This is a genomic window from Dorea sp. MB18-49, from assembly GCF_023669465.1.
GTDB lineage: Bacteria > Bacillota > Clostridia > Lachnospirales > Lachnospiraceae > Dorea_A > Dorea_A longicatena.
Genome location: NZ_JAMOYX010000066.1, coordinates 1 through 12,621 on the forward strand (window position 1 = coordinate 1; position 12,621 = coordinate 12,621).

The window sequence follows — 12,621 nt, forward strand, 5'->3', positions numbered from 1 at the left end:
AAAAAAATTTTTACAGGGAATTATTACATATGTAAGAAAATTGCGATGATATTGATAGTTCTTATTGTTTTTACAGGATACGGCCAAAATCGAATTACGGAAAAAGAAGAAAAGAAAGAAACCGTAGAATCTGAAATGAATGCAGAAGTAAAAAAAACAGCGCAAACTTTTCGGTCTGTTTATATGAAGGAGAAGTCGGAGTTAAATACATTAAAGGCGAAAAGAAAAATTATCAATTGTCTGGAAGAGAAAGGATATGCGGCAGTAGATTGTGATAATCAGATTGATATGGTCAATCGTGAAAAAGTAGAAGAATTTTGCAAAGCAGCGGAGAAAGAAGAACAGGCAGCAGTTGATATTGTTGTTGTATTTGATGAAGGGGAAATTATACAATATCATTTAGAGTCAATGAATGGAAAGATAAATGTTCGATTATGTCAGGTTAAATGGAAGGATAATAGCCCACAGGCTAATTATTATGATGAATATGAAGCATATGAGTGGAAATATACAGAAAAAGGATACTTGTTTCTGGAGGAATATCACCCACCGGGATTTGATGGAGCACCGGGTGAAACTGGATTCAGAGTGCAGCCATTAGATAAAACATGCCGGGAATTGAATCGAAAATATGTTATGCCGTTGGGGTATGCACTTAATAATCTGTTGATTACAAATTGGGATAACCAGAATTATACGGAACTTGATTTTTATGATCTTTATGAAAAAATGTATTATATGAAATATGGAAAGCAAGTTCCATATGAAGCAAATTATGGTGGAGCAGAATATGAAGTTCCAAAAGATGAGTTTGAAGAGGTTATAAAGACCTATTTACCATTTAGTAATAGCGAGATTGAAAAAGGAACTTTTTATAACTCTGATAATAGAACTTTTAGATACAGACCGCGAGGGTTATATGATTGTGAATTCCCATATGAGCCATATCCGGAAGTTATATCATATGAAAAATTACAAGATGGAACATTAAAACTTACGATAGAAGCAGTATGGGAAATCAGAATGTTAGATCAGGCAATCACCAGTGAATTGATGATAAAACCTATGGAAGACGGAAGTTTCCAGTATTTATCAAATAAGGTAATCAGTTCAGATCAAAATGCAAATGCAGGGTGGTATATGCCAAGGTTAACAGAAGAAGAGTGGGAAGAGAATTACAGTAATAATTAGGGGGCAATATGAAAAGAAAAAGTATTTTGTTAGTACTTTGTATAGGAATGATTCTGACTTCCTGTGAAAGTAAGATATCGTTAAACAGCACAGATGTAAAAAATGAGAAGAATCAGAAAAACACTACCATGGAAAATCCGGATAAGGGATATAATCTACCAATCGATGAAGACAAGAAAAAGGAAGCTGTGAACGATTGTGAAGAAATTATGGGCATTATCCGAGATATTTATTCTGAATATAATGGAATACAAGAAGCAGATCAGAACACTGCTGAGCAAATGATGAATCGGATGAAAGAAATTATCAAACAAAATGGGAATCCGGTTATTGGTTCCGATCATTATTCTGTTATGGATAATTATCAGAAGATGGAACAATTTTTAAAATCTGCAGAACAAGAAGAAAAAGGAAGTGTAATTTTATATGAAGCAGATACAGATGGTGGAATTACCAGAAAAGAATATAGTTATGATGGAAAAGAAATGAGTGTGATGTCCGCAAAAATGATCTGGAGTGAGGATACAGAGCCTGTACTTACATACATATCGCTATCAAAAATAAAAGAATGGGCATATACTGAAAATGGGAATTTCTGTTATGAATTATGCGTACCTGAACCACCGGAAGTGACAGAGATTGTAGATGGAAGTTGTATTATCCGGGTAAAGCCTTTGAGTGAGGAGTGTCGGGAATATTCAAAAAAATATGTGAGTACGTTCGGCTATCACGGAAACAATCTGTTATGTTCAAACTGGAATGCGGAGGATATGCAGGGGTTGGATTATAATGGACTTTATGAATATTTTTATCAAATGAAATATGGAGAAAAATTTACTGCAGAAAAAGAGGTTGTGGGAATTCCAGCAGAAGAGTTCGAAAATGTAATTATGACATATCTTCCTGTTACAAAAGAAGAATTGAAAGAATGGGCGGTCTACGATGAACAAAGTAATAGGTTTATCTGGGAACGATTGGGATATGGTAATTATTCACCAACACATTTTGGCTTGTCTTTACCGGAAGTAACAGAAGTCAGGCACAATGAAGATGGAACCATTGTTTTGACAATTCATGCAGTATGTGATTCTGTTGTATGTAATGATGCTGTTATTACACACGAACTTACGATGAAAATTCAGGATGATGGAACGATTCAGTATGTTGGAAACAGGATTTTAGATAATGGTATTGATAATATACCGAGGTATCAGTACCGGTTAGGTAATTTGCAGAATTGATCAGTAGAGAAGAATGAAATAAAGAGAACTGATAACAGGAAATTATGCTATCAGTTCTCTTTATTTATTTCCAAATACCAAGATTAGAAAGTACAGATTCTGTTATTTCGGTAGCCTGACTTCCAGTTGCACCAGAAGAGGATTGAATATTTGTTGCGAAGTAGTAAGTATTATTCGCTGTTTCAATGTATCCGATAAACCAGCCATTGACATCTTTACCATTGACACGCCCGGTTCCTGTTTTCCCGTAAAGAGAACCGGAAGAAGTAGTGGAAAGCAGCAGAGCTTTTTTTACTGCCTGGATATTTTTACTGTCAAAATGAAAATTATTTTGATAGAAATCCTGTAACAATTCCACCTGTTCTATGGGTGATATCTTCAGAGAGAAATCTGTCCAATAGAGATTTAGATTTGTTCCAGTATTCTGATTCCCATAGTTTATTGTCTGTAAAAATGTTCTTACGGCTTCAAAACCTGCCTGTGAATCAATTGCCTGAAAATACCAGTTTACGGAATTATGTATAGCCGAGGTTAAATCTTGATCGGCTTCCCATGAATTAAAAGGATATGGTTCTCCATTCCATGTGAAAGTGGAATGTTCTGGTGTAATAATTCCAGATTCCAAGCCAAGTAATGCATCATATATTTTATAAGTCGAATTCGGTGATACACGTGTGGAAGCATGCTCCATATTATAAATATTCCATTTATCAGCAGACTGATCATATAAAACAAAACTTCCAGTGTAGTCCCCAAAATTGGAAGAAAGATTTAGCTGAGTAATATTCTTTTCGGTTGTGTCAAAATGATACCCAGTCTGATCAGAAGCATAAGCAGAAAGTATGGGAATGCATCCAATGATGATAGTAGAGACGAATATGCATATAAGATATCCACGAATTTTTTGTTTAAAAGTAGGTTGGTGGAATGATGCAATATTTAAAATGCGTCCTTTTAACTGTTTTATATTTCCACTAATTCCCATAGTAAGAGGGAATGGAGACAGAGCTATTGTTTCGGCAAAGTTAATCAGTGTATTTCCATATGACTTGTATTCTGTTTCTTTCAATAATTGTAATACAGCACTGTCGCAGGCAAGTTCCCGTTCCTGTCGTATTCTTTTTAGAAAATACCAGATTAGGGGATTGAACCAGTAGAAAACATTTACTGTATTTATCAAATATCCAATTAGAATATCTTTATGCTTGTAGTGCTGCAGTTCATGAAGAAGCATATAGCGAATATCAGTTGCGCTTATAGTTCCAGCGTTAAAATCTGAAATCAAGTGAATTGGAAGATAAATGCGAGGATGCAGGAAACCAGCCAAAACAGGAGATTTCAAAAATGCTGTACTATAAATCGGAATGGTATGCTTGCTGTTCACTTCGTTTAAACATTCTATATAAAGAGCGTTTAGTTCTTCATTTTGAAGAGGTAAAGCAGAACTATGTAAGGCTTTTACTTGTTTTACTGAGCGGTAGAGAAGAAAAAACATTATGAATATACCGATACTCCAGAAAAATACAAGTAATGTGTGAATAAAAGTTGGTATTTGGGTGCTGACAGAGACAGCAAAATCATTTATTTTATCCAAATTATAACCATTACCAGAAAGAAAAGTGGTTTGAATGTCACCATTGGTACTTGAACTGGCTGTCAGCAAATGTCTCCACGATATAGAAGATGGGGCAGAGTTTATCGGTAAAAAGGGAACAATTAGAACGGCAAGAAATATAATCGAAAGATTATATTGCATACATGCGGATAATTGCCTTTGCAATAAATTTTTTAATCCCAGTAAACTACCTAAAAAAATACAAATGATGGCATTACAGAGTAAAAATCGAAAACTAAAATATATCAAAATATGCTCCTCCCATGGTTAATGATTGGAAAGAAGATTCCGTAAGCTGGCAATGTCTTCTTCAGACAATTTATCATCCTCAATGTAAGAGGCAAGCATAGAAGTGATATTATCATTATAATATCGCTTTAAAAAAGAATTACTTTCCTGCCGAATATATTCGTCTTCCTTGACCAATGGAGTATAGACAAAAACCCGGCTTTGTTTTTCATAGGTTAGTGCTTTTTTAGAAACGAGACGTTTAATCAATGTCTGAATTGTTTTAGGACTCCAACTGGAAATTTGTGTTAATTTTTCAGTAATTTCATTGGTGCTGATTGGTGCGTATTTCCAAACGATTTTCATAACTTCAAATTCAGCTTCTGAAATTTGAGGCAGATTGCTCATGTGATATTCCTCCAAATCTTACAAATGTAATAAAAATATTATATATCTTAAAAGGTTATTCTGTCAACGAAATAAAAACTTGACTTTAAATCTTACAGATGTAATAATAGATAAAAATTACACTTGTAAGATTTGAAATGTGAAAGGTTTTTATAAAAATGGGAAGGGTAGTTGTTGTAACATTTGATGAAAATGAGGAAGAAAAATTAAATGAATTATTACATTTTCTGTCTGCTAAAAAATACTCTGAGATGCCTGATAAACAAAATAGGGTACTTGATTACGGAGCATTAAAAATAAATGCGGAATATCGTTCTGTAGAAAGTAATGGTGAGCTGGTTCAATTGACGAATTATGAATTTGAAATATTATATTTGCTGGCAAAAAATCCAGGACGGATATTTTCAAAGGAACAAATATATACACAGGTGTGGAAAGAACCATATTATGGGGCAGAAGATAATGTTATGGGCATAATTCGGAGAATCAGAAAAAAGATTGAGCCAGATTCTGCAAAACCAAGATACATTTTAAATGTATGGGGTATGGGATATAAATTTAATGGTGAATTGATGAAATGATGGAATATAAAATTGGGCATAATAAGTAAAGATACCAAAAAAAGCAGGAGAAATTTTTATGGAAAATGATATTTGGAATGAAATATCCTCTTTTTTGAACCAGTTGCGTTGTGAGAATATAAACAGAGAAAGTTATATCTATTTCCAAGAACTTGCAAATATTCAGTTGAAGAAGAAAATGGAAAAAGAAAAGGTGAATAAACTTCTCGATCATATAAGTTATGAGGACAGGGAGAAGTTGAAGCAATATGGAGAAATTTTGGAAGAAGAAGCGTTTGTGTCAGAACAAAGGGCATATTGTCAAGGATATGTAGATTGTATTCAGTTATTGGCTGGTTTAGGACTCTTGAAAAAATCGACGGATATGGAAAAAATAATTAGCGAGATGAAAAGCAATTAAGTGTGTCGTGGAGGAAAATGTAGTATTTGATAGATAAAAGGATGTTCGTAAAGAAGAAACAGTTATGTTATATCAAGTTGTAATGATATAGCATAACTGTTTTTAACATATGGTAATAGTATTTATTCCACTAATTTTAAATATCGGTAATTATCAGCTATTTATCGGTATTTTACAAGTTTTATTTTGTATCATTAGTAGTGTCTACGTTAGAAATAAAAGGATTAGAATCTAGCAGAGCTGTCGTAGTTGCAAGAATTACCTGTAACTGATAATCATTGCACTGATTTAAGAGCCGAAGAATCTGATCATATGTAGAATTATTTTTATTTTGATTTGGATAAACGTAGTCATCAGCAGAAATATTTAAAGTCTGCATGGTTTTACAAAATAATTCCAGACTGGGACCGCCTTTATGGCGTTCGAGGTCTCCAAGATAAGCCGCCGATATTCCGAGTTTTTCAGCAAGAGCTTCTTGTGTTAAATGCATTTCCATACGCCCTTGTTTTACTAAAGTGGCAAATAATGTTTTTGGAATATCCATGTTTGTATACCTCCATAAACTTAGTGTATTACCCAAAATTTGAAAAGTGAAAAGGGTGTAACATTAGAAAAAACACAGGGTATTACCCGATGAATGAGAAAGCATACAAATCTCTTTCGGTTAAAAAAACAGATTCCGAAAGAGCAGTATTTGTATGCTTATTTTCTTTTCCGGAATCTAACCGGAGAAAATATGGTTCTTAGCAAGAGTTCAGCTAAAAAATTCTGTTCAACAGAAGGTATTCAATTAAAAAAATCTCAACAATTTCATTAGTAAATGTTGGAATTGAAACTAGGGTAAGAGCCAATAATGAATCCAGGGTAATAAAATATCGAATTAAATGCGTCCATAGGAGTGAAATCTGTCAGGGCGTTTTTTGTTACCTAAATATTGAGAATGAGCAATTCAAAATAAGGTCGATTGTTCGTATTCGTGCCCCGCCTACTGATCTGAATTCAAAAAAAATTCAGATTGGAGGAAAGGTCATGGAAGGCAGACAGCCTAAAAGAAGAAAAGATAAATATAACCCATATGAAATCTATGAGAAGGACGGAAAATATTATGTTTCATTTCGTAATGGTGAAAAAGAGTACAAGGATTTGGAAATAGGAAAGAATGTATATGAAGCTTTTAATACGTTTGAATTGCAGGATGTGTCGCATATGAATGTTGTGGACAGGCATCTGGAACAGTCAGAAATCTGGGATTCCAGTTTATATGAACGGATATTTCAGAAAGAAGAAAATGTAGAGAATACGGTTCTGAATAAACTGGAAGCGGAACGGTTACATAGTGCAATTCAGCAGTTGTCGGAAATTCAGAGAAGACGATTGATGAAGTATTATTTTGAAGATAAGAAATATGAGCAGATTGCACAGGAAGAAGGATGCTCTTTTCAGATGGTAGCAAAGTCTGTAAAAGCAGCAATCAGAAATTTGAAAAAGATTTTGAGATAGTGGGTTGAAAAATAGCATTTAAGTGAGGAAACAGGTGGAAAGAGAAATATTTTGATCCACCTGTTTCTTCTTTTGTCACGAAAAGACTGGGGAGCGGGAAGAACCTTGACAAATTCATATACATTCATCAGGCACATTCCTGTTGTTATCGTGATGAGCGTAAGCCACATTAACAAATACGCCATAACACAGGCTGGGTAAAGACAGCGAAATCCCACCCGTATACTTCCTTTTGGTTTCAGTTTGTATTACCCGGACTGTTGAGCGAAAAATATCTGGTTATAACTGTCAGATTGCTTCTGGCAGGGCGATGACAGACAACAGGCATAATGATACTCCTGTCCGGTCATAAAGTCGTGTATACAAAATATTTCTTTGATGCCGCAACAAGTGAGGGCAGCTTCAGGAGATCCCTGGAGAGGAAAACTCCCAATCCCATATATTTATTTTAGATAAAATCCTGTGGAGCTGATTAGCAGTCAGCCGTCTGATGATTTCCCAATTACAAGTCGGGGCGTCGGGGACAAATAGGCTTGTATTTTACATATTTAGGGATAACAACAGTTAGAAAGACGAGAGGAGATATAGCAAAGATGGAAGATAGGAACGTCAAGCGTGGGGATATTTATCACGCCGACCTTGATCCTGTATTTGGAAGTGAACAGGGCGGTTATCGTCCGGTGCTGGTGATTCAGAACAATATAGGAAATAAATACAGTCCGACAGTGATTGTGGCAGCAATTACTAGTAAAGAAAAAATGAAACTGCCAACACACATTGCAGTCCCGGAAATGGAAGGGTTAGAAAAAGATTCTGTAGTGCTGTTGGAGCAGCTTAGAACTTTGGATAAAAGACGGTTGGAAAATTATGTGTGTACCTTAGACCGCACTGAAATGGAGAAAATCAATAAAGCAATCAGGAGAAGTACCGGGATACCGAAGATAATTGAAAAACCGTTAGTCGTGAGCCTGTGCAGAGTATGTGCAGGCAATTTTTATGATGTGCCGGGACATTATATCCGGCGAGTGAATCCAGAACAGCGATATAAGGATACTTGTATGTTCTGTAATGTCCGGAATGGGTACGACTATTATATAGGAAGAAAGAACAAGTAACACGTAAAAGTCAAGTGTGCGATTTGAAAATTCGCACATTGGACGATGCAGACGAAAATGGATATCTTAGTGGTGTAACGTTTTTAGATGTTACACAGCTAAAAACTACCGGTAGTGAAGCGCAAAGATTAGGACGAGGAGGATAACGTCATGGCAATGATAGAGAATGAAGTGGAAAAGAAAGTATATAAAGTAGAAGATGTTCAGAATTTGCTTGGGCTGGGACGCTCCAAGGCGTATGAATTTATAGAAAATGTTTATTATGATAGAAAACCATTCCGGGTGTTGAAGATTGGCAGATCTTATCGTATCCCATGCAATTCTTTTGATAGGTGGCTGAATGGAGACGAGGAGAGAGAAAGAGTGAGAGCCGAATGAAACAGAAAGAAACGCAGCAGGAGACAATGTCAAAGGAAAAGAGAGTTGTCTTTTTTGAAGGAAAATCATGGTATCACAGAACCAAAGAGCTGCAGGACGATCTGACGACAAAATATGGGAAAAAAGGTGGATTTGAAACGCCGGAAGAAGCAGAGAAAAGTTACTGGGAATATGAAAAGAGATACCAGAAGAAGCAGAGAAATCTCCAGATTGCAAAAATGCAAAAGACAGATGTGATGCTTGGGGATTATCTGGAATACTGGTTTGAAAATATTTTCAGTCCGAGAATTGAGACAACCACAAGAATGGTTGGAGCATATACCTTATATAATCTGATTCTTCCGAGTATGGAAGCGGATATCAAATTAAAATACATTTCAGTAGAGTATTTAGATGCTCTACTGGAACGTGTCGCGAAAATTTGTCCTTCAGCAGGAAATAAAGGGCGAGAGCTTTTGAGCATCGCCATGAAAGATGCAGCAGGAGATAAGTTCATAAGCTATAATCCAATGCCTGAGACAAAGCCATATTCGAGAGCAAAACCAAAGGTAAGGGTATTAGGCAAAGAAAAATTGAAAGTTTTTCTTGAAGCTGCCAGCAAGAATCCTTGGTATCTAGAAATTTTACTGGGACTGTTTTGTGGGTTACGAAAAGGAGAAATTCTTGGATTGAAATTTCAGGATTTTGATTTTGAAAAACAGACCGTCAGAATTAGCAGACAGCTTGTTGGAAACCTGAAACTGAAAGAAAAAGAATTTACGGTTACGGAATATGCTGTTATTGAAAGGAATCCAAAGACTGAGAACAGCTACCGGATATTGAGAGTGCCAAAAGTGGTGATGCAGGAAGTAAAACGCAGACAGCAGTTGATTGAATTGCGAAAAACTGATCCGGGCATAGAATACAAGAATTTTGATTATGTATGTTGTCAGGAAAATGGCGAACCCCGATCATTAACGGCAATGAATCAGGCACTTACGAAAATCTGTAACAGAAATGGATTGGCAAATATCACCGTACATGGACTCAGACATATGTTTGCGACCATTTTAATTGAACTTGGAGTTCCATTGTTTAAAATATCTGGTCTGTTAGGTCATAGTTCCGTTCATACGACTTACGAATATTATTGTGAGATTATGGACGAGCAAGATAAGATTATTGCGTTTGTAAATAATACATTTGTACCACAACAAACCGGAACGGAGGGATAGCCATGCATAAGACCTTTGACTTTAAGAAATATGTAGAATATAAGGTCTATTCGGTGACAACAATCAAAAAGGGATATGGATTTCGTGTGTTGCAGACGTTTGCAGACGAAAGTACAAAGACGCAGCAACATGCGGGATTCACGACCAAAAGAGAAGCCAATGCATTTCGTGATGAAGTCATTGGACAGCTACATACCGGAACCTATATTGTGTATGGGAAAATCCGGGTAGAGGAGTTTATGATCTTCTGGCTGGAAGATATTATGCGTCCCCGAATAACAGACGACACATATACAACTTACAAAAGTGCCATTAGGAATTATATTGTTCCACAGCTTGGAAAAATGTATATGTCTACACTGAATCAGGGTTATATCAGAAAATTATATAATACAGTTGCAGAAAAGTACGAATCAGTTGCGAAAAATGTCAGGACGATCATGAAAACATCATTGGAGTATGCATTTAACAAAAATGTATTGGCAACTAATCCTGCGAAGGGAATCAATTTACCGAAGAAAATAAAAAAGACAGAGTATCGTGTTCTGAAAATCGACGAAAAGAAAACATTGACACTTCCGCAGGTGCTACAGTTGATTGAGGCAAGTAAAGAAACACCGATTCATATGCAGATTTTATTTGCTGTATTGATGGGGCTCAGAAGAAGTGAAATCAACGGTTTGAAATACAGTGATGTCGATTACATTCACAGGACGTTGAGAGTAGAGCGTCAGTTGGGAAAGAAGCCAAACAGTAAAGCAGAAGACTGTGCACCTAAGATGCTGACAAAGCAGGAAATTAAAACAAAAACACTTGCTGGTGTGCGTGAACTTCCAATACCGGATTATGTATTTGAAGCAATTCTGGAAGAACGGAAAACTTATGAGAAGAACCGCAGACGCAGACCAAAAGAGTTCCGGGACTGGAATTATATTTGTTGTTCTACATATGGGAATCCAAGGAGTAAAGGCTTTCATCAGAAATACTATAAAGACTTGTTGAAATCCTTGGATTTGCCTGATATTCATTTTCACCAGTTGAGAAATACCTATGCAACTATTTTGCTGAAGAATAGCTTTAATTCAAAAGGTGTTTCGCATTTATTGGGACATGCCAAGGAAATCATATCAGTAGATGTTTATGGAGATACGCAGGAAATCATAGAAGACTGTCTGGATATATTGGAACCATTTATTGAAGAAGTTATTCCAAAAGAGCGGAAAGATCAGTATTATGATTATTCAGAAGTGATTGAAATAGACTTAATCCTGGAGGAATATTTCAACGCAGCATGATAAAAAATAGAATAGTAGTAAGAGAGAAAAGTACAAATAAGAATCGAACATTTGTACTTTTTTCTTACCTTCATCTATATACTTTCAAAAAAATGTCTGATATAATAGGGACTGTTACAAGAACAAACAGTAAAAATATGACAGGACCGGAGGTTAGTATTTTCAGGTATTTCCGAGTGCTGTTTTATCCGCAAATATTAGTTTTCCCACAGGGATACTACGTAATGTGACTTTTATTCGTAACGAGGTGAGAAACACATCTATTCACTATAAAAATGAGCTTTTCGTTACGAATCTGGATACGAATTTTTGGCTGATAATGATCATAGTAAAAGTCACAAATGGAGGGATTTACCATGAATGCAAAAAAAGGACATTCGCAATCCGCTGACAATAGTCAGCTACTTGCTCATAAAAGCAGCCCGCAGGGCGGACATGCTTTTAAATTAAAAGCCCCATATAAGCCAACCGGAGACCAGCCACAGGCGATTGCAGAGCTTGTGAAAGGGTTCAAGGAAGGCAATCAATGCCAGACTTTACTAGGGGTTACGGGTTCTGGAAAGACTTTTACGATGGCAAATGTGATCCAGCAATTACAGAAGCCGACACTTGTCATCGCTCATAATAAAACACTTGCAGCTCAGTTGTACGGAGAGTTCAAGGAGATGTTCCCTGAGAACGCAGTGGAATATTTTGTCTCCTAGCATGAGAAAGTCACAAAATAGGTGGTATTTTGTGGTATGTGGGTGGTTGAACATCCAGATGTTGTAGAAGTGGTAGTGGTGAGAGTATAGGTGAAAAGCAGGTGGATGAAGAGGTTTTGTGACTTTTTATTGCCTGCTTTTTTGATTATAGAATTTGGAAAAATTGATGTATAGGGGTTGAAGAGTTGGTATAATAAACATAGAAAAGTGCAGTGGGTTAGGAAAGGTATAATAGAAGTTGCGAAGGATAGAGGAGTTTTGTTGTATGGGAAAAATAGATTTAAGATATGATGATTATGCTCAGAGTGCAAATACAATATTTAATTTTATGAAGAAATCAGAGTATTTGAAAGAAATTTTAGAAAAGAAGGCCATTATACCGAGATATTGTAAAGAAAATTTAGAGTATCTTAATATACATAATGGGGATATTGCTTTCCCGGAAGCTATGGTATTACAGAAGTGTTTTTGTGACATCCCATTTCATAAACTTACAGAAACTTTTTACTTAAATCCAGTGGGAGAAATTTATTCAAATTTAAGTAGTGATGAGAAAAAGAGAATAAAGAATAATTATACGCATACGGACTTTTATGGTGAATATGGAATTGCTTTTTCAAAAGAATGGGGAGAAAAGAATAATTTACAACCGATTCATTATTTGAATGAGCAATCACAATATACAAGATATTTTTCAGAAATAGTTGAACAAGTTTTGAATACTGATAATGTATCAGACGCGTATGTGGAC

At 35.7% G+C, this 12,621-nt stretch carries 13 protein-coding genes and 1 pseudogene; 11 read left to right on the plus strand and 3 right to left on the minus strand.

Features of this window, described 5'->3' with window-relative positions:
• Both NCY30_RS13805 and NCY30_RS13810 read left to right on the plus strand, forming a co-directional pair.
• A partial coding sequence (locus tag NCY30_RS13805) for a DUF6070 family protein (protein WP_250818821.1) occupies window positions 1–1,191 on the plus strand: 1,191 nt, incomplete at its 5' end.
• Between the two features lie 8 nt (window positions 1,192–1,199).
• Window positions 1,200–2,432, plus strand: a complete 1,233-nt coding sequence (locus NCY30_RS13810; RefSeq protein WP_173787627.1) for a DUF6070 family protein — start codon at window positions 1,200–1,202, stop codon at window positions 2,430–2,432.
• A 64-nt stretch (window positions 2,433–2,496) separates the two neighbouring features.
• Here NCY30_RS13810 and NCY30_RS13815 read toward each other — a convergent pair whose 3' ends face one another.
• Together NCY30_RS13815 and NCY30_RS13820 are read right to left on the minus strand one after the other, a co-directional pair.
• A complete protein-coding gene (locus NCY30_RS13815) occupies window positions 2,497–4,296 on the minus strand; it encodes a BlaR1 family beta-lactam sensor/signal transducer (RefSeq protein WP_173817931.1) in 1,800 nt (599 codons plus the stop codon).
• A gap of 18 nt (window positions 4,297–4,314) precedes the next feature.
• Entirely contained in the window at window positions 4,315–4,683 is a 369-nt protein-coding gene (locus NCY30_RS13820) for a BlaI/MecI/CopY family transcriptional regulator (protein ID WP_006428645.1), read from the minus strand.
• Window positions 4,684–4,841: 158 nt separating this feature from the next.
• On the opposite strand from NCY30_RS13820, the gene NCY30_RS13825 reads away from it, so the two are divergent.
• Together NCY30_RS13825 and NCY30_RS13830 are read left to right on the plus strand one after the other, a co-directional pair.
• Window positions 4,842–5,264, plus strand: a complete 423-nt coding sequence (locus tag NCY30_RS13825; RefSeq protein WP_006428644.1) for a winged helix-turn-helix domain-containing protein — start codon at window positions 4,842–4,844, stop codon at window positions 5,262–5,264.
• A gap of 58 nt (window positions 5,265–5,322) precedes the next feature.
• On the plus strand, window positions 5,323–5,664 hold the full coding sequence (locus NCY30_RS13830; protein ID WP_006428643.1) for a hypothetical protein: 342 nt from the start codon (window positions 5,323–5,325) through the stop codon (window positions 5,662–5,664).
• Between the two features lie 181 nt (window positions 5,665–5,845).
• On the opposite strand, the gene NCY30_RS13835 is transcribed toward NCY30_RS13830, so the two are convergent.
• Window positions 5,846–6,208, minus strand: a complete 363-nt coding sequence (locus NCY30_RS13835; RefSeq protein ID WP_006428642.1) for a helix-turn-helix domain-containing protein — start codon at window positions 6,206–6,208, stop codon at window positions 5,846–5,848.
• Between the two features lie 485 nt (window positions 6,209–6,693).
• On the opposite strand from NCY30_RS13835, the gene NCY30_RS13840 reads away from it, so the two are divergent.
• The 7 genes and pseudogenes from NCY30_RS13840 to NCY30_RS13870 form a co-directional block, all read left to right on the plus strand.
• Complete coding sequence (locus NCY30_RS13840) at window positions 6,694–7,164, plus strand: RNA polymerase sigma factor (RefSeq protein WP_006428637.1); 471 nt, start codon at window positions 6,694–6,696, stop codon at window positions 7,162–7,164.
• 593 nt (window positions 7,165–7,757) lie between these two features.
• A complete protein-coding gene (locus NCY30_RS13845; protein WP_006428635.1) occupies window positions 7,758–8,279 on the plus strand; it encodes a type II toxin-antitoxin system PemK/MazF family toxin in 522 nt (173 codons plus the stop codon).
• Between the two features lie 150 nt (window positions 8,280–8,429).
• The gene (locus NCY30_RS13850) at window positions 8,430–8,657 is read left to right on the plus strand and encodes a helix-turn-helix domain-containing protein (RefSeq protein ID WP_055194684.1); all 228 of its coding nucleotides are present in this window, start codon (window positions 8,430–8,432) and stop codon (window positions 8,655–8,657) included.
• Entirely contained in the window at window positions 8,654–9,871 is a 1,218-nt protein-coding gene (locus NCY30_RS13855; protein ID WP_055194682.1) for a site-specific integrase, read from the plus strand. The genes NCY30_RS13850 and NCY30_RS13855 overlap by 4 nt, the downstream gene beginning before the upstream one ends.
• A gap of 2 nt (window positions 9,872–9,873) precedes the next feature.
• Window positions 9,874–11,166, plus strand: coding sequence for a site-specific integrase (locus tag NCY30_RS13860; RefSeq protein WP_250818822.1), 1,293 nt, complete (start codon window positions 9,874–9,876; stop codon window positions 11,164–11,166).
• A 341-nt stretch (window positions 11,167–11,507) separates the two neighbouring features.
• Window positions 11,508–11,867: pseudogene (locus NCY30_RS13865) on the plus strand (DEAD/DEAH box helicase family protein); the annotation flags it as partial.
• Window positions 11,868–12,135: 268 nt separating this feature from the next.
• Window positions 12,136–12,621: abortive infection system antitoxin AbiGi family protein (locus tag NCY30_RS13870; protein WP_250818823.1), on the plus strand; the 486-nt coding region annotated here is incomplete at its 3' end.